Genomic DNA, 17,440 nt, shown 5'->3' on the forward strand with positions numbered 1-17,440 from the left:
CCCCCTGCCCCCTGCCCCCTGCCCCCTGCCCCCTGCCCCCTGCCCCCTGCCCCCTGCCCCCTGCCCCCTGCCCCCAATCCCCTCTTCACGGCATCTTTAACTTTGGATCTAAATAGGTGGACTTTTAAGAATATTATGAAAGTCTATTTGTCGCTGCTAGTATTCAACAGCTAGGAGCGTACAATAAATGTAAATAAGTACATGTAGGGATCATCTAGGGATCATGGATAATTACCACCCGTAATTACCCATAATCACTGATTTCTCGGCAAAACTTCTAAAGCCATTGTCTAGTCAGTTATATGAAAAATGCGATTTAAAACTTAAAGCTGTTACTTTGGTGCTATTTCAGGGAACTATGTAAATGTCCCGTTGAAGATTTTCAGTGAATTAGCCCAGATGATGAATATAACTACTTTACAAAACTTTAGACAAAACCACTTCAGAATATATCAAACCTATGAATATGCAAGAGAGAACTACCGAAGCGGAAAACACACGAACCGATAAGGTAGAAATTGCTGTCCGCCTGGACTCGGAACTACTAAAGCAAATTCAGCATCTCACCAATGACCCAAGTAAAGTAATTGAGGTGGCGATTCGCCAGTGGTTGCGGGGTGAAATCCTTAGAGATGACGAACTGACGCGTACCCCTGTGCGTAAACCCGTTCCTCCTCGGGGTGAATGGAATGATTGACGCTATTAATCAGCTGTCAATGCAAGTTAAAAAATGAAATTTGCCAATTTGGATTTCAAATCACCAAGAAATACTCAATAAAAAACGAAAAAGCTGTAAGAATTTATGCAAAAATTTGAGCAGCTTTAGTAAAATTACGGTCGGATACCCTTTGTCTATCCAACTCAATTAATGACTATTACTGCCAATTCCCAATTGTCAAATGTATTTTCCCAAAATCTGGAATCTATTACCAGTAAGACTGATGGCTCGTTAGCAACTCTAGGAGCCGAGTTGGTGTATACGCAAGATGGGGCAGGGCGCTATCTGACCTTTTGTTGGCAGCACAGCGAACTCTTGGGGTTAAATACCGAAAAAATAGTTGACGAGCTGAACCAGACCCAAACCTTTGCCCCTGTGGATAAGGTTACTTATTTGGAACGATTGCACCGAATTTTGACAAGTTTGGTGCCAGAAAGGTTTCAGTGTTGGTTTAGTTACCACGAGGAATTATTTGAGTTGGACTTGGTGATTAGTCCAATTATGCCGAGTTTGGGAACTACTGCCACTACAGTTTTAGTGATGGGACGCTTAGTGCAAGCGACACTCAACAAAAAACAAGTGCCTGTGGCATCAAAAACGCCCACACAAATCGAGGTGGCAATAAGATCGCAGCAACACCAAAAAGTGGTAAATCGCATTACCAAAAATATCCGCCGGACATTAGATTTAGATATTATTTGGCAGCAAACAGTTGATAGTTTGGGGAAAGCACTGCGGCTAGAGCGCTGTATTATTTGTCCTTATCAGCCCTCTAGCTCAAAAGTGCAGGTGAAGGCTGAGTATCACCAAGCAGAACTCAAATCAATGCTTGGCTTAGAAATAGATATACCTTCAGAGCCTTCCTTTGCTCAAGCTTTGGCAACCCTAGAACCGGTTGTAATGGAAGTGCCTGGATATGCACAGTCTGGGCAGCAGAAAACTTTGGTGATTGCAACTTGCTATCAAGACCAGGCTAATGGATTGGTTGCCTTGAGTTGGCAGGATGAATGCTACACATTAACAGAATCAGAATTAGAACTGGCAAAAGAAGCAGCAGATCAATTGGGAACTGCGATCGCTCATGCTACTTTATATGAAGAATTAGAAGTAGCGCGTCAAAAAGCTGAAGAAGCTTCCCGCCTCAAAAGCGAGTTTCTGGCTAATGTATCCCATGAAATTCGTACCCCCCTCAACGGCATGATTGGCTTCTTGAAGCTGATTTTGGAAGGGATGGCAGATAATCCAGAAGAACAAAACCAATTTTTGTCAGAAGCTCATAACTTATCGATACATCTGCTGAATATTATCAACGATATTTTGGACATTGCTAAAATCGAAGCTGGCAAAATGGAGTTAGCTTACGCTCCAGTCAAGCTAGATGAGCTATTCAATGATGTAGAAGGTTTCATGCGTCCCCAAGCAGAAATGAGAAATCTCAGCTTTCAGATGCAAATGCCTCCTACCTCCGATGAAATCATTGTCCAAAGCAATTACCAACGGTTGCTACAAGTTATGCTCAATTTGGTAGGTAATGCCATCAAATTTACCCATGAGGGTGGTGTCACCGTCAGCGCCGATTTAGTCCTCAAAAAGGCGAACTTTCAAGATCAGCAGTTTCCAGGCATGGTGAAAGTCCGTGTAGCAGATACTGGTATTGGTGTTTCTTTAGATAAACAAGATAAACTGTTTCAATTATTCTCTCAGGTGGATGGTTCCCGCACTCGCCACTACGGCGGTACAGGTTTAGGATTGGCAATATCCCAAAAGCTAGTGGAGGCTATGGGCGGTGAGGTACATTTTTATAGTCTGGGCGAAGGACTTGGCTCAACAGTCACATTCACCGTGCCACTATATCAACAACCCGTCATGGTTTCATCTAATGATAGCGACTCAGATTGTATCGGTTAGAGCCTTAAGACTGGCTCTTTGATAAACACGTTTCGTGAATCCTTTTACAGATATTGAACCTCACCTGACTAGAAGTCCCGTGATGGAAATATAGATTTTATTTTAGGTTCTAGCGATCGCCAATAAACCAGTAAAACCTAAAACATAGCTCCAACCAAGCTATGAGGTCAACCATTGAGGAAAATTGGACTAAACTGAATAATAGTGAAGTCAAAGTGATTACGATCGCAGATCAAACAATAACAAGCTTTGGATGAGGATCAAGATGGCGATCGCAGCACTACTGAGTTCAGCTACTCTCATATCAAACTTGTAGAGAAGTGTGTAGTAAAAGCGCTACGCGTGTGAAAACAAATGGCAAATGTCAACTAAGCAACTGACAAACTAGCTGCAATTGGGTCTAGGATCGTTTTAACAAAGCTAGAAAATAAAATTTTGGATAATGGTTAATCAGTAACGGTGCATTTGGCGGATCATTATTATTCAATGCCCCATGCCCCAAGACGGCAGTTGCTCCACTTCGGTAAACCCCCAAGACCGCACTGCCTCCCCCATGCCCCATGCCCAATCCCTATCATTAACTTAGCAGGTCTAAACTATGGAACTCACAATCGACAACGTTGAAACAGTCTTAGATGAAATGCGCCCTTATCTGATGTCTGATGGCGGCAATGTGGAACTCGTAGAACTCGATGGCCCTGTTGTCAAACTGCGCCTGCAAGGTGCGTGTGGTTCTTGTCCCAGTTCTGCAATGACTCTAAGAATGGGTATTGAACGCCGCTTAAAGGAAATGATTCCCGAAATTGCAGAAATTGAGCAAGTGGTGTAAAAGTTAGGAGTTAGAAGTTAGGAGTTATGAGTTTGAATCAACTCCTAACTCCTAACTCTTAACTCCTAACTATTCCTATGTCCCATCCTCTATACATCGCTTTTATCTGGCATCAACATCAGCCGCTGTACAAATCTCCTGGCAGCGGCGTTTCGCTATCTTCTAGTCAGCAGTACCGGCTTCCTTGGGTACGTTTGCATGGGACTAAAGATTATTTGGATTTGGTATTGCTCTTAGAGCGGTATCCTAAGTTACACCAAACGGTGAATTTAGTGCCATCGCTGATATTGCAACTCGAAGATTATATTGCTGGTACTGCTTTTGACCCTTACCTGACAGCCAGCTTGACACCAGATGAACAACTCACGCAGCAACAGCGTGAATTTATTATCCAACACTTTTTCGATGCCAATCACCATACTCTGATTGACCCTCATCCCCGTTATGCCGAGTTGTACCAGCAAAGGCAGGATAAGGGGCAAGCTTGGTGTTTAGCAAATTGGGAATTGCCAGATTATGGTGATTTGCTAGCTTGGCACAATTTGGCTTGGATCGATCCGCTGTTTTGGGATGACCCGGAAATTGCAACTTGGTTAAAACAAGGTCGAAATTTTACTTTAAGCGATCGCCAGCGCATTTATTCCAAACAACGAGAAATTCTCAGCCGGATTATCCCCCAACATCGCAAAATGCAGGAGGCGGGGCAGCTAGAAGTTACCACCACGCCTTACACCCACCCAATTTTACCCTTGCTAGCTGATACTAACGCTGGTCGGGTAGCTGTGCCAAATATGACACTACCTAAGCAGCGTTTTCAGTGGGCAGAAGATATTCCCCGCCACTTGCGGAAAGCTTGGAACTTTTATGAAGAACGCTTTGGACAGATACCTCGTGGTTTGTGGCCTTCGGAACAATCAGTAAGTCCGGCAATCCTTCCAGATATTATTAACCAAGGATTTAAGTGGATATGCTCAGATGAAGCCGTCTTGGGGTGGACGCTGAAACAGGTTTTTCATCGGGATGGGGCGGGGAATGTAGAGCAACCAGAATTGTTGTATCAACCCTATCGCCTACAAACCGCCGAGGGTGACTTGTCAATTGTGTTTCGTGACCACAGATTATCAGATTTGATTGGCTTTACTTATAGCGCGATGCCAGCAAAACAGGCAGCAGCAGATTTAGTGGGACATTTACAAGCGATCGCTAAAATGCAAAGAGAAAGTCAAAGTGATCAACCTTGGCTAGTTACCATCGCTTTAGACGGCGAAAATTGCTGGGAATTTTATCCCGAAGATGGGAAACCCTTCTTAGAAGCTTTATATCAAAGTTTGAGCGATGAACCCCACCTTAAACTCGTCACCGTCTCCGAATTTCTGGAAGAATTTCCAGCCACAGCCACCATTCCCGGAGGACAACTACATAGTGGTTCTTGGGTGGATGGCAGTTTCACCACTTGGATTGGCGATCCCGCCAAAAATCGCGCTTGGGATTACTTGACAGAAGCAAGAGTTATGCTGGCAAGTCATCCTGAAGCAACGGAAGAAAACAACCCAGAAGCATGGGAAGCATTGTATGCCGCAGAAGGTTCAGACTGGTTTTGGTGGTTTGGTGCAGGACACTCCTCAAATCAAGATGCCATTTTTGACGGGTTGTTTCGAGAACACTTGTTTGGCATTTACAAGGCATTAAATGAACCTGTACCGCCCTATCTCAAGCAACCAGTCGAAATCCACGAAGCACAGACAAACCACACCCCACAAGGGTTTATTCATCCCGTCATCGATGGTAAAGGTGATGAACAAGATTGGGACAAAGCTGGACGTATAGAAATCGGCGGGGCGCGGGGGACGATGCACAATAGCAGTGTCATCCAGCGACTTTGGTATGGACTGGATCACCTGAATTTCTATTTGCGGCTGGACTTTATAAGTGGTGCTGCACCAGGGCAAGATTTGCCAGCAGAGTTGAATTTGCTGTGGTTCTATCCAGAAAAAACAATGGTTAACAGCCCAGTTCCCTTGGCAGATTTACCAGATGCAGCCCCACTTAATTACCTTTACCACCATCTTTTAGAAATTAACTTGCTGACGCAATCGATTCAGTTTCGAGAAGCTGGAGATAATTATCAATGGCATCCCCGTTTCAGTCGCGCTCAAGTAGCAATAAATAGTTGTTTAGAATTAGCAGTACCGTGGGCAGATTTGCAAGTTCCGCCAGATTATCCTTTGCGCCTGATTTTGGTGCTTGCAGATGAAGGGCGTTTTTCCAACTATTTACCAGAAAATGCTTTGATTCACATTGAGGTGCCTTAGAACTCAATAGACATCTGATGAAAAAGAATGTATAGATGCGTTAGCCATTGGTATCAACTTAAGAAAAAATCTGCTTTGAGACGACGTTTTGCCCTCATCCCCTAACCCCGAATCCCAAGTTGGGATTCGGGGAACTAGAGAATTTGCTCCCCTCTCCCAAAATTGGGAGAGGGGTTGGGGGTGAGGGCCAAACCTGGAAAGTTCGCCAAATCTAGCTTATACCTTAAGTTCACACAAATGGCAAATGTACCCCCTACAGCCGATTCATGTGTGGTAAATAATTTTAATACACATTTAATATTTTTTGTCAATCTGTAATTTCTACAAAAATTTCTTTTTATTTTTTGAAAAACTTTGATGATTTGGCAAAGTTACAGTAATTTTACTGTATTCAAGGAATATTTGTCGTAAGATTAGAGACATTTCAAAGCAGATATTCTATGCTAATGGATCGCTTTTCTCAGAAAATAACGAATTCTCAACAGAGCATTTTACAGCAAACTCAACTTGCTCAGATGTGTGGTTCCAAGCAGCTATTTGGCGATCGCTATCAAATATTGCAAATTTTGGGTAGAGGTGGATTTGGGATCACGTTTTTAGCCAAAAATGCTCTATTACCTGGGAATCCTTTGTGTGTTATTAAACAGCTTTGTCCGAAAGTGACTAATCCTCAAAGTTGGGAAAGAGCATGTACGCGCTTTGAAAAAGAAGCAAGAACTTTGGGCCAACTCGGTAATCATTCGCAAATTCCCATGCTATTAGACTACTTTCAGGCGAATGGAGAGTTTTTTTTAATTCAAGAATACGTACCGGGTTTGACTTTGGCACGAGAAGTGCGGCAAACTGGGGTCAAAAGTGAAGCCTCGGTTAAACAGTTTTTGCAAGAATTATTACCTGTATTACAGTATCTTCATAAACATCGTGTGATTCATCGGGATATTAAGCCCCAAAATTTATTGCGGTGTGAGTATGACGGGCGAGTAGTGCTGATTGATTTTGGCGCGGTGAAAGAGCAATTAGCTGATGCTTGTGAAAACTCTCCCAATCAAGTTGCAAACACCAACTTTATCGGAACTAGGGGATTTGCACCACCAGAACAGTTTTCTCTACGTCCAGTTTATGCCACTGATATTTATGCACTGGGGATAACTTGTCTTTTTATGTTGACTGCTAAAAGTCCTTTAGAATTTGACTACGACGCAAATACTGGTGAAATATGCTGGCAAAAAGAAGTAAATATTAGCAACAGTTTCGCCCAGATTTTAGGGAAAATGGTAAAAATTTCGTTAAAGGAACGGTTTAAGACTGCCGATGACGTAATGAAAGCTTTAAGTAATGGAAGCTATTTGCCTACTTTGGCTGACTGTCTAACTACCCAAAAATTAAATAATAAAAGTATTGCACAATACGGAAATTCTCACGAAACTCCTGATGTATACATACCACCTGCGGCTAGAACGGCTAATACTATTCGGAAATGGAGAGCAAGGCTGAAGTAAACAAGGTCGCACAGCCTAAAGTATCAAATTAACAATTAATCATGATGATTTAAAATATCAAAAGCAAATTTGGTAAGCATTTTAACTACATTTAATAGTCATGATGGTTAATTAATCAGGGTTCATCTTTAATACTTAGTAAGTTATCGCTTGCTAATATACAAGCAAAATTACTAGGTTTAAAAGTTCAGAAAAAAATTTTATTCAAACTATTATATAATCGAGAGAATAATTAATCTTATGGCTCTCGTAGTTTTCCACAGATGAGGAAGACTGACTACTATTTACAAACGCTAACTATATTAAGTAATTCCCCAATCCCGATAACAGGGTTTTCTACCACGAGTAAGCGAGAGTCAATTTTCTTAAGGGAAAGCTCGGGGCAAACTTAGCCTAAGTTGTCATGCAGTCGCGCCTGTCAGATCATGATCTGCTGCTTAAATCCCGATTGCTCAAATCCCCTGAATCCCAATGGAAAGAAGTTTTGCCAAAGTTGTAGCACCCCATTGGTGTCACTTTTAAGAAATCGCTTTCGGGTCATCCGAGTCCTTTCAGATGAGGGGGGATTTGGCAGAACCTATCTATCAGAAGATGTCGATAAACTCAATGAACGTTGTGTTATCAAGCAACTAGCTCCAAAATTTCAAGGAACTTGGTCGCAAAAAAAGGCGATGGAGTTGTTTGCTGAAGAAGCGCAGCGACTACAAGACCTTGGGGAACATCCCCAAATTCCGACTTTGCTAGCTTACTTTGAGCAAGACGGCTGTCTATATTTAGTGCAGCAATTTATTAATGGAGAGAATTTATTAAAGGAGTTGCAACAGCACAAGGCTTATAAGGCTAGGGAAATTCAATCTATTTTGTTAGATTTACTGCCCATTCTCAAATTTATCCACGATCGCAAAGTCATTCATCGAGATATCAAGCCAGAAAATATTATCCGCAATAAAAGTGATGGGCGATTAAGTCTGATTGATTTTGGTTCCTCAAAGCAATTTACAGCCATTCAGCAAAAATCTGGCACATCCATTGGTTCACATGGTTATTCACCCCTAGAACAGATTAGAGATGGTAAAGCTTTTCCCGCCAGTGACTTGTTTGGTTTGGGGGCTACCTGCTTTCATCTGCTAACAGGAAATTCTCCCTTTGAGTTGTGGATGGAATCTGGGTACGCCTGGGTGAGTAATTGGCGGGAATATTTGCGGAGTCCGTTAAATCCTGAGTTGGATTTTGTCATAGACAAGCTTTTGAAAAAAGATATCCATCAACGTTACCAGTCAGCCGATGAAGTTCTTAAAGATTTGAGTCCAAAACAACTTCTGGCGCTACCACCAGCCGGGAAATCTTCTGGGAAAATACCACCAACGAAAGCACCAGATTTACCAAAAAGTTATCCCTTGCTGAGAATTTTAATTTTGGTAAGTGCTTTGATTCTGTTGTTTGGATTCCAAGAATCTTGGTATAAACATTTTCGCCGGATTCAGACTAGTTTAGTTTCTCGGCTGACTCAGCACAATAATTCTGGCAAAGATGAAGCGTTTTTAGCTCAACCACTAAAGATTACTTTGGGTAAGGTTTCCTTAGCTAATACCCTGCAAGGGCATGGAAACTCAGTTTTGTCTGTTGCGATCAGCCCCGATGGCAAAACCATTGTCAGCAGTGGCGGCGACCGCACAATCAAACTTTGGAATTTTGCAACCGGAAAACAAATCTCTTCACTCGACGGACATTCTCAGCAGGTGAATGTGGTAGCGATCAGTCCAGATGGCAAAACTCTGGTTAGTGGTAGTGATGACAACACCATCAAAGTCTGGAATCTGGCAACGCGAAAGCAAATTCGCACTCTTACAGGGCATTCTGACTCTGTTCATGCCTTAGCCATCAGTGCTGATAGCGAGACTCTGGTTAGTGGTAGTGATGACAACACCATCAAAATTTGGGATTTAGCAACAGGAGAGCAAATTCGGACACTCACAGGGCATACATTCTGGGTGCGATCGCTAGCTATTAGTCCTAATGGTGTGATTCTTGCCAGTGGCAGTTTTGACAAGACTATCAAAATCTGGAATTTAACAAAAGGGTACTCAATCCGCACACTGGAGGGAAATTATCAAACAGTAACAGCCGTGGCTATCAGCCCAGATGCTAAAATTTTAGCCAGTGCTAGCCGCGCTCGCACCATCAAACTTTGGAATCTAACTACCGGAAAAGAAATTCGCACACTAGCGGGACATGACAACACCGTGACATCCGTAGCCTTTAGCCCTGATGGTAAAATTGTTGCTAGTGGTAGCCGCGATCGCACCATCAAACTGTGGAATTGTGCCACAGGAGAAGAAATTTTAACATTGACGGGGCATACCAACACTGTCACATCCGTAACCTTCAGTCCTGATGGCAAGACTCTTGTCAGTGGTAGTGAAGATAATACTATTAAGATTTGGCAATTGTCTCAGTGAAGAGTAGAGAGTAGGGAATCAGCCTTTTCGAGTTGTACCGAGTTTTTTCAAGCAATCAAATAGGAGTCGTATATTACGCGGTGTAGGGCTACGGCAGTGACCATAAGTGTCAACTTTAGGACTTACGCAAAATTATGGAAAAACGAACCGCAAAGTCCGCAAAGGACACGAAGTAATAAGAGTTTGAGGAGTTTTTGCGTAAGTCCTAAACTTAAGAAAAAATCTGCTTTGAGAGGACATTTTGCCCTCATCCCCTAACCCCAAATCCCAACTTATGATTTGGAGAACTAGAGAATTTGCTCCCCTCTCCCAAAATTGGGAGAGGGGTTGGGGGTGAGGGACAAACCTGGAAAGTTTGCCAAATCTAGCTTATAGGTTAAGTTGACAGCAATGTGCGTTAGCGTACCCCTACGGGTGTACTTAACAATTAGGGTTTGATACCGTTAGCGATAGTTTGGAGCAGAAAAATACAGGTTCAATTATCGGCATCTGTCATACCTGAAGACATAATTTTCGATTTTTTGAATAAAAATTCTCCCTTCTCGAATCGAGCTTGTTTTAATGCGATCGCTGACTTCACCATTGCATAATTTGCCATACCCAGTAATATAATCTATACCAAAATGCTTATTTACTCGATCGCAAATGCACCTTTAAGCAGATTTATATTTGCAGCTAAAGATTGATGCTGGCGGTGTCAGAACTTAATATGATTTAAGTATTAAGTAGATCGGCGAGAAAAAACCAAACTATATAACGAAAAGTAAAATCTCTGTATTTGGCTCGTAGTTGCGCTTTAGCGCTAAAGCGCAACTACAAACCAGTGATGATTATTTGTGCCGACTCACTTACTTGCAGCAATTAAATTGAGGAATGTGATCGTGAAACGCTTTAATGTCTCCCAAATTATTGGAACTACTGCTCTAGCTCTAAGTTTGGCTACCTTGCCTACAGTTCTACCTGCTTCTGCTCAGACATCAAGTACTACTGATGGAACTGTTACAAATACTACTACAGACCGCTCTGCTACCGATGGAAATTATCGGGATGGCGATTGGGGTTTGCTGGGCTTGCTCGGTTTATTTGGTTTATTTGGTCGTAAGAGTCGCAAAGCCGATGATAATGTAGCTTATCGCGATCCTAATGCAGTAGGCTCCTCTGGCTCCCGTTCTAACTATTAATAATGAGTTACGTTTTAATTTTACGTAACTCCTAAAAATAATTATGGGTAAAGCCTGCATCGACAGGCTTTATTCATGCGTATACATTAAGTCAAATCTTGCAAAGTCAGGGCGTGCCAAATTTGCCCAGCTAAATTGTTAATAATTAATATTTTTTTAGGACTTAAACCGCCCATCAAATTCCTCTCTTATAGCTCAAGTCCCTTAAAATGAACTACAACCTTTTCTCAGTCGTCTTTAGACGACTTTCGCTATTAGACTCAGAATTCATTCTGAGGCGGGCTGTAACAGCTAATATCTCAGCTATCTAGTCAAAATAATAAATTAATCTTAATTCATTTCTTACCTTTTGTATATATTTAATTGATAAAAATGGAAGATTCAGTATTTATTATATTCCTTGGATTTGGGTGTATTTGGATTTTGATGGGAGTTGTAGGTTGGATTGCGTTTCTAAAATCTGAGGGTGAGGAGATTAACTTTGGTAAGTGGGGACTTATAGTTGCTATTCCAATTTTAATACCAATAATTGTTTCTCTTATTATTGGTATATTTTATAAGCAATAAAATGAATAATTATTTGTAATCTTTCAATATTACTTATTAATCGCACCCCTAACCAAAATCACTGTACTTTCTACCCCAGAGGCGATCGCTTCTGGAATATTACCTTGAATCGCCTGCTGCAACAATCCCTCTTGCGATGCTCCCAAAACTACAACATCGTAACCTTCGGTTTGCACTAGGTTAATCACACCTTCCGCGACTGAATTAGCTTGCACTGGGAGAGCAACTACACTACTGGACAACTTTCGCCGCCGCATTAAATGGCGGATGGCTTGTTCTGAAACTGACATATCTGGCTTGAGTTCAGATGGCTTAAACACCTGTGTCAGATGAATTTGCGGATTATTTCCCAATGTAATTAAAGCCGGTAGCAATTTAATCGCCAGTGGGGAATTGGGGCCGCCAGCCATCGGGACTAGCCATCGGTTGAAGGAGTTCTGAGTAGTGCCTAATTTTACTAAGACTACTTCGCAGGTGGCTTGGCGAATTACCGTATCTACAACGTTACCAAAAATCCGCCCAGGGGTAGATGTGTTACCTTTCCATCCCATTACAATTAGGTGGATATGTTGTTCGTTGATTGTCTCTAAAATTGCCTGCGCTACATCGTGGGTAACTCGGATTTGCGTGTGTAAGGGAATTTTCCACTTTTTAGCTAAGACTTCCGCCTGTCGTAGCAAGCGGCGACTTTTTGCCGTCCTTACCTGTGTTTCTGATGGGGAACTGTGGCGGGGTATGAGGATTATTTGCACACAATCTATTTCATAATGGCGATCGCGGGCAATAGCTGCTGCCATTTGTAATAAAATAGCTGCTGTTTCGGGATTAGCTACTGGCACTAATAATCTACCACTGCCAGTGCTGGGCGATCGCGTTTGGTAAACTATATATGAAGGTTCTGGTCGCAGTTTAAGAGTCGGGTTATCACAATTGAGATGATCTGCTTCCACGCGAATAATATCTGCACGAGTAATAATCCCGATCAGTTTTCGTCCATCCACCACAGGTAAGCGACTGATTTTATAGCGATCGAGTAAATACAGCACATTGCTTAAAGTGTGGATTGGTGTTACTGTCATCGGCACAGGCGTCATAATTTCTTTTAAGAAAATATCATTGGCTAAATTGCGTTCGCGGAGCGTGTGCTTTGCACTCTCGCGTATTTTTAGCAAATCTGATTGCGTCACAATCCCTACTAACTTGTTATCTTCTACCACAGGGAAACCGCGATGATGAGAACGAGCAAAGGACTGCATTGCTTCTTCCAAGCTCATCTGTGCATCTAGAGTTTCTACCCGTTCTTGCATGACATCTTTTGCAGTTAACTTGGTTAATGCTCCTTCCATCGGAGCTTGTTTGGTGAGAGTGATGCCTTTTAATTCCAAAAGTTTCTCATAAAGCGAACCAGGCACTACTTTATCCGCAACTAAGTAAGCTGCTACAGAAACAATCATCAAAGGTAGCACCAGATTGAAATCTGTAGTCATCTCAAATACAATCACAATTGCTGTGATTGGCACTTTAGAAACGGCGCTAAAAAATCCACCCATACCTGCTAGCGCGTAAGTAGCAGGAGAACCAACTCCGGTGATGTAGAACTCAAATACACCGATAATGTGTCCTAAACAAGAACCTAAAATTAGACTAGGAGCGAATAATCCCCCCGGCGCTCCTGAACCAAATGCGATGAGTGTGAGAATGAACTGGGCCGCAAAGGCGATCGCGGCTACGCTAGGATGAAAACCTCCAGTAATTAAAGACTCTCGTAAACCCGTATTATTCCGAAAGGATGCCGGGAGCATCGCCACGACAACACCAGAGATAAATCCAGCTAAAGCTACCCGCAGTGGTAAGCTGATATGTAATTTTCTATAAAATTTAATACTAAATATTAAGCCGCGATCAAACAATGCACCCAATAACCCTGCCAAAATACCCAATAGCACGAAAAAGGGAATTTCTGGGATAGAGAATTGGCTGGAAGATGGCGTTAATTGCAGATTAAGTGCAAGAGAGCCGCCACCTAAAAGTCGGGATATTACCCCACCAATAAAGGAGGCGATAATTGCAGTACCCAGAGTCAGCCCTGATAAATCCTGGAGTAACTCTTCAACGATAAATAATACACCTGCGATCGGGGCATTAAAAGCAGCTGCTAAACCCGCACCCGCACCTGCTGCAATCATTTGCCGTCGATGATCTGGAGAAGTAGGAACCCAGCGACTCATCCCTGCTGCCAAACCTGCCCCTACATGAACCGTGGGGCCTTGTCGTCCCAGAGTCATACCCGAACCAATGGCGATGATGGCACTGAGTAATTTTATACCTGCCACGCGCCAAGATAATGTTATAGGTACATTAGCAAGACTGGCTTTTACTTGCGGAATACCGCTACCATAAGCTTCTGGTGCCAATCTATCCACCAACCATCCAGCCACAAACCCCAGCACAAGACCAATTGCTGGTAGTGCCAGCCATGCCGGTAAAAGGTGGGTACTATGGACTCGCCATGTCCCCAGCCATCCCGATCCTACTTTCAGAAACACCGCAGATAGAGCAGCAACCAGACCGATAACACAAGCTTCGGCGATCGCTAAACCTCTTCTAGGCTGCCACCAGGTGCGAAAGCGCTGATTCATACCAATTTTGGATTTTGGATTTTGGATTTTAAATTTTGGATTTTGGATTACAACTCTCTCCTAAAAAGCTGCCACCGGAACCTCAGAGGATATTTGAAAATTTCTTGCCAAGTATCATTAGCTACTAAACAATCCCAGTCCTAAATTCCGAATTACGTAAAGCCTGCCGCAACGCTTGGCTTAACGCAAAGCGTGCCGGAGGCTCTATTACGAATTACGAATTACGAATTACGAATTAAGTAAGTGGGCGCAAATAATCATCACTGGTTTGTTGTTGCGCTTTAGCGCATCTTTATCCGGATGCGCTAAAGCGCAACTACGAGCCAAATACAGAGATTTTACTTTTCGTTACATAGTTTGGTTTTATCTTGCCTACCTACTTATTTAATTGCTTCTCCCCGTCGTGGATAGTCCTTCTATTATTAAAGATGGAGTATAACAAGAACCATTCCAATCAGCATCATTACCTAGTTTAACCAACTGCTTAAGAGCAGTGTAGACATTACCTGCAACCATCGTATCCTTAACCCGCCCAATTACCTGACCATTTTGGACGCGGTAGCCTAAATCAACGTTGATTGAAAAATCTCCAGAAATACTGCCGCCATCGCCTAGCATTTGATCCACAATTATGCCATTATCCAGTTCTTGAATTAAATCTGGTAGTGATGCTGAACCTGGCTGGATCAGAAAATTAAATAAACCAGGGGTGGGATAGCTACCTAAACCAGGGCGAAAACCATTTGCAGTCGTGTCAGTACCCAGTTGGCGTCCGGTGGTGCGATCGCCATAAAAATGCTGTAAAATTCCGTTTTGGATAAATACTAAAAATTGAGTAGGAGTGCCTTCATCATCAAAAGGGCAACTATAAGGGCCAGCTTCTGGATCTTGGTAGAGGGTGAGACTGGGTGCAACTACTGCTTTACCCAAACGTTCCCCCCAAGGGGAAGCTGTTTCTAAAACTCGCTTGCCATTCAAAGCTTCTTGCACAGTACCCCAAAGCATATCAGCAGCTTTAGAAGTGAACAAAATCGGCACGCGACCACTAGGAGATGAGACATTTTCTCTAGCCCAAATTAACCGTTGTAAAATTTGGTTAGCTAATATTTCCGGGTGGAGTTCGCCCCGCTTAGTTTGGCCATCGCCAACACTTAAAAAATCATCACCGCGTACCCATTCAGCTGATATATAGCAGTTGAGGGTAGTATCAGTGTAGTAACAATCTAAACCTTTAGTGTTGACTATTCTGGTAGTTTCAATATCACATTCCCAGTCACCATTGCAAACAACTTCGGGATAGGCATCGCGGATGAGTGCGATCGCTTCTTTGCCCCAGTCTACCAAAACCTCTATCGGCACACTTTCCCCTAAATCTGGGTAAGAAGGCCCAGAGTTAGAACCTAATTCTACTGTTTCTGGTAGATTGAGTTCACTTAGAGCCAGAGCTTTTTCCACCAATACTTCGGCTAGGACAGAACCGTAAGCTACCGTCAGTCCCGGACGACCGTTTCGCCAAAGCCGTAATGCTGTGCCTTCAGATTGGTTGGTTTCTAGCTGTTTGAGTCGGTTTGCCTCAAAAAACACTGGACGAGAAAGCGATCGCGACTGATACACCTCAGCAGCTTCTGCTCCAGATTTTATAGCTAGTTCCAGCAGCTGTTCTGCTAGTGTATCTTGTGACAAATTTTCAGAACCCATGACCCTTAGTGCAATTGTGGATTTTGAACCGCATATCAACGCCCTCTCAAGAAAAGTGCGATCGTCAAAAACCGACGTTGGCGCAGCCCGCCGCAGGCATCAAACTTTCTCCGTGATGAAAGCAGATAACCATCCAAAAATCATCAGCGTTTCCTTACAGTTACGATTTGGAACCACAGACCAACACTGATGGACGCAGTTAATTATCCCAAATCATTGCCATGTCTCAACTAGTCATTAGTCATTAGTCATTTGTCATTTGTCATTTGTGACTGCTTAAATCTTTTCCCTCACCCCCAGCCCCTGTCCCAAATTTGGGAGAGGGGAGACATAATTCTAGTTCCCGGAATCCCAAATGATGGGGAATAGGTTAGGGGATGAGGGCAAACACAAGGTTTTTGCACCTGACGGGATGCTCCCGTCTCCAGTCCCCAGTCTTCATTTTCAAAGATTCACCTCTTGCAACAGCCAAAAACCTGCAAAAGATTCTGCTTTGGGATCAGACTGTACACCGATAAAATGTACTCCGTTAGCTTTTTGCTTGGCTTCTTCAAAAGCTTTGGCTTCTGCTAAAAGTTGAGATTTTTTGATATTTGCGACAATCCAGCTTTCGGTTACACCAGTTTCTAAAAGTAATCTCGCATCTTCGCTGGTATCAAATCTTAAGAAAGCCAAATCCAAACCAGACATCCAGCCTGCCAAGGGCAACGCTCTTGGTGAGAAAATTAAAATCCCAGGAATACGGCTTTCGGGTGAGACTTTTGCCAACTCTAGGGGGAAAGCTTCACCAAAACCAATTTCCCAGTCTGGCATTTCTGCTAAATCCGCAGCATCTAAGCTAACAAATACCCACTGCTGTCCTTCCAAAGCATCTGGTAAACGTTGCGGCAAAGGTTTCTCCAAGCGGACTGAGGGATTAGCCCCCCCTTGATACCCTGCCTCTTGAGGATACACTTCTTCCATGCGCTGTTCTAACCAATGGTTGAGAACCAAAGTACGACGGCTAGGCTGGGCGGGAACGCCCAAGTCTTGGCAGGCTTTAGTAATCATATTGTTCATTTGGCGGCGGAAAAAGCGGATTTTAATTGGTGCTTTTCCAGCTTGGTTAATAGCTTCCTGCAATGCTGTCCGCAACCAGCCCGAATTTACCTGGGTACTGGGACAATATTGAGCATAGCGAAACAAAGAATCTACTTTTGTACCGATATCCAAGGGGCTTTCGCAGACTAAGACTTCCCAAATTTTTTTCTGATTATCGTCCAAAATCGGACGGGAGTAAAAATCGATTTCCCAAATACTGCCCATGTTTTGCGGTAAAAATCTGGCTGTTATGTTTTCTTGATATGTTGATCATACGAGTGTTGGGGCAGCATGGAGAAATGCTAAAGACAAGAGGGGGATGAGGGAGTGTAGATTAGGAAGGTTGAGCCTTTGAGGCTGACAGTTGAGCCTTTGAGGCTGACAGTTGAGCCTTTGAGGCTGAAGGTTGAGCCTTTGAGGCTGAAGGTTGAGCCTTTGAGGCTGAAGGTTGAGCCTTTGAGGCTGAAGGTTGAGCCTTTGAGGCTGAAGGTTGAGCTTTTGAGGCTGACAGTTGAGCCTTTGAGGCTGAAACTTCAAGTTCTGACATCTC

General features: G+C 43.1%; 14 protein-coding genes. 9 read left to right on the plus strand and 5 right to left on the minus strand.

The features are described 5' to 3' along the window. Positions 1-460: 460 nt before the first annotated feature. The 6 genes from V7K73_RS26505 to V7K73_RS26530 all read left to right on the plus strand — a co-directional run bounded on the left by V7K73_RS26505 (position 461) and on the right by V7K73_RS26530 (position 9,725). Positions 461-697, plus strand: a complete 237-nt coding sequence (locus tag V7K73_RS26505; RefSeq protein ID WP_334884565.1) for a hypothetical protein — start codon at positions 461-463, stop codon at positions 695-697. Positions 698-868: 171 nt separating this feature from the next. Beyond that, a complete protein-coding gene (locus V7K73_RS26510) occupies positions 869-2,626 on the plus strand; it encodes an ATP-binding protein (RefSeq protein WP_334884567.1) in 1,758 nt (585 codons plus the stop codon). Between the two features lie 598 nt (positions 2,627-3,224). Beyond that, positions 3,225-3,455, plus strand: coding sequence for a NifU family protein (locus tag V7K73_RS26515; RefSeq protein ID WP_012408256.1), 231 nt, complete (start codon positions 3,225-3,227; stop codon positions 3,453-3,455). A 77-nt stretch (positions 3,456-3,532) separates the two neighbouring features. Next, positions 3,533-5,767, plus strand: coding sequence for a glycoside hydrolase (locus tag V7K73_RS26520; RefSeq protein ID WP_334884568.1), 2,235 nt, complete (start codon positions 3,533-3,535; stop codon positions 5,765-5,767). Between the two features lie 446 nt (positions 5,768-6,213). Further along, the gene (locus tag V7K73_RS26525; RefSeq protein ID WP_334884635.1) at positions 6,214-7,266 is read left to right on the plus strand and encodes a serine/threonine-protein kinase; all 1,053 of its coding nucleotides are present in this window, start codon (positions 6,214-6,216) and stop codon (positions 7,264-7,266) included. Positions 7,267-7,691: 425 nt separating this feature from the next. Next, a complete protein-coding gene (locus V7K73_RS26530) occupies positions 7,692-9,725 on the plus strand; it encodes a serine/threonine-protein kinase (protein ID WP_334884569.1) in 2,034 nt (677 codons plus the stop codon). 475 nt (positions 9,726-10,200) lie between these two features. Here V7K73_RS26530 and V7K73_RS26535 read toward each other — a convergent pair whose 3' ends face one another. Continuing rightward, a complete protein-coding gene (locus tag V7K73_RS26535) occupies positions 10,201-10,323 on the minus strand; it encodes a hypothetical protein (RefSeq protein WP_334884571.1) in 123 nt (40 codons plus the stop codon). A 283-nt stretch (positions 10,324-10,606) separates the two neighbouring features. Here V7K73_RS26535 and V7K73_RS26540 point away from each other — a divergent pair, with 283 nt between their 5' ends. Then, complete coding sequence (locus V7K73_RS26540; RefSeq protein ID WP_334884573.1) at positions 10,607-10,906, plus strand: WGxxGxxG family protein; 300 nt, start codon at positions 10,607-10,609, stop codon at positions 10,904-10,906. A 372-nt stretch (positions 10,907-11,278) separates the two neighbouring features. Continuing rightward, the gene (locus V7K73_RS26545) at positions 11,279-11,473 is read left to right on the plus strand and encodes a hypothetical protein (RefSeq protein ID WP_334884575.1); all 195 of its coding nucleotides are present in this window, start codon (positions 11,279-11,281) and stop codon (positions 11,471-11,473) included. Between the two features lie 29 nt (positions 11,474-11,502). Here V7K73_RS26545 and V7K73_RS26550 read toward each other — a convergent pair whose 3' ends face one another. Both V7K73_RS26550 and V7K73_RS26555 read right to left on the minus strand, forming a co-directional pair. Further along, complete coding sequence (locus V7K73_RS26550; protein ID WP_334884577.1) at positions 11,503-14,112, minus strand: chloride channel protein; 2,610 nt, start codon at positions 14,110-14,112, stop codon at positions 11,503-11,505. A 384-nt stretch (positions 14,113-14,496) separates the two neighbouring features. Then, on the minus strand, positions 14,497-15,810 hold the full coding sequence (locus V7K73_RS26555; protein ID WP_334884578.1) for a TldD/PmbA family protein: 1,314 nt from the start codon (positions 15,808-15,810) through the stop codon (positions 14,497-14,499). Between V7K73_RS26555 and V7K73_RS26560 the strand changes: the two genes are divergently transcribed. Beyond that, complete coding sequence (locus tag V7K73_RS26560; protein WP_334884580.1) at positions 15,809-16,000, plus strand: hypothetical protein; 192 nt, start codon at positions 15,809-15,811, stop codon at positions 15,998-16,000. The two genes, V7K73_RS26555 and V7K73_RS26560, sit on opposite strands and share 2 nt — an antisense overlap. A gap of 254 nt (positions 16,001-16,254) precedes the next feature. Here V7K73_RS26560 and V7K73_RS26565 read toward each other — a convergent pair whose 3' ends face one another. Together V7K73_RS26565 and V7K73_RS26570 are read right to left on the minus strand one after the other, a co-directional pair. Next, positions 16,255-17,115, minus strand: a complete 861-nt coding sequence (locus V7K73_RS26565) for a Tab2/Atab2 family RNA-binding protein (RefSeq protein WP_334884582.1) — start codon at positions 17,113-17,115, stop codon at positions 16,255-16,257. 109 nt (positions 17,116-17,224) lie between these two features. Next, positions 17,225-17,437 carry a hypothetical protein gene (locus V7K73_RS26570; RefSeq protein WP_334884584.1) on the minus strand — a complete coding sequence of 71 codons (213 nt, stop codon included), beginning with the start codon at positions 17,435-17,437 and terminating at the stop codon, positions 17,225-17,227. Between the last annotated feature and the right edge of the window lie 3 nt (positions 17,438-17,440).

The sequence above is a fragment of the Nostoc sp. genome (assembly GCF_036916975.1).
Taxonomy (GTDB): domain Bacteria; phylum Cyanobacteriota; class Cyanobacteriia; order Cyanobacteriales; family Nostocaceae; genus Nostoc.

Excerpts from the sequence above, each read along its gene's own strand:
- V7K73_RS26560 (WP_334884580.1), top strand. The coding sequence starts at position 15,809 with ATGACCCTTAGTGCAATTGTGGATTTTGAACCGCATATCAACGCCCTC.
- V7K73_RS26520 (WP_334884568.1), top strand. The coding sequence starts at position 3,533 with ATGTCCCATCCTCTATACATCGCTTTTATCTGGCATCAACATCAGCCG.
- V7K73_RS26550 (WP_334884577.1), bottom strand. The coding sequence starts at position 14,112 with ATGAATCAGCGCTTTCGCACCTGGTGGCAGCCTAGAAGAGGTTTAGCG.
- V7K73_RS26570 (WP_334884584.1), bottom strand. The coding sequence starts at position 17,437 with ATGTCAGAACTTGAAGTTTCAGCCTCAAAGGCTCAACTGTCAGCCTCA.
- V7K73_RS26535 (WP_334884571.1), bottom strand. The coding sequence starts at position 10,323 with ATGGCAAATTATGCAATGGTGAAGTCAGCGATCGCATTAAAACAAGCT.
- V7K73_RS26545 (WP_334884575.1), top strand. The coding sequence starts at position 11,279 with ATGGAAGATTCAGTATTTATTATATTCCTTGGATTTGGGTGTATTTGG.
- V7K73_RS26505 (WP_334884565.1), top strand. The coding sequence starts at position 461 with ATGAATATGCAAGAGAGAACTACCGAAGCGGAAAACACACGAACCGAT.
- V7K73_RS26565 (WP_334884582.1), bottom strand. The coding sequence starts at position 17,115 with ATGGGCAGTATTTGGGAAATCGATTTTTACTCCCGTCCGATTTTGGAC.
- V7K73_RS26530 (WP_334884569.1), top strand. The coding sequence starts at position 7,692 with ATGATCTGCTGCTTAAATCCCGATTGCTCAAATCCCCTGAATCCCAAT.
- V7K73_RS26555 (WP_334884578.1), bottom strand. The coding sequence starts at position 15,810 with ATGGGTTCTGAAAATTTGTCACAAGATACACTAGCAGAACAGCTGCTG.
- V7K73_RS26525 (WP_334884635.1), top strand. The coding sequence starts at position 6,214 with ATGGATCGCTTTTCTCAGAAAATAACGAATTCTCAACAGAGCATTTTA.
- V7K73_RS26510 (WP_334884567.1), top strand. The coding sequence starts at position 869 with ATGACTATTACTGCCAATTCCCAATTGTCAAATGTATTTTCCCAAAAT.
- V7K73_RS26515 (WP_012408256.1), top strand. The coding sequence starts at position 3,225 with ATGGAACTCACAATCGACAACGTTGAAACAGTCTTAGATGAAATGCGC.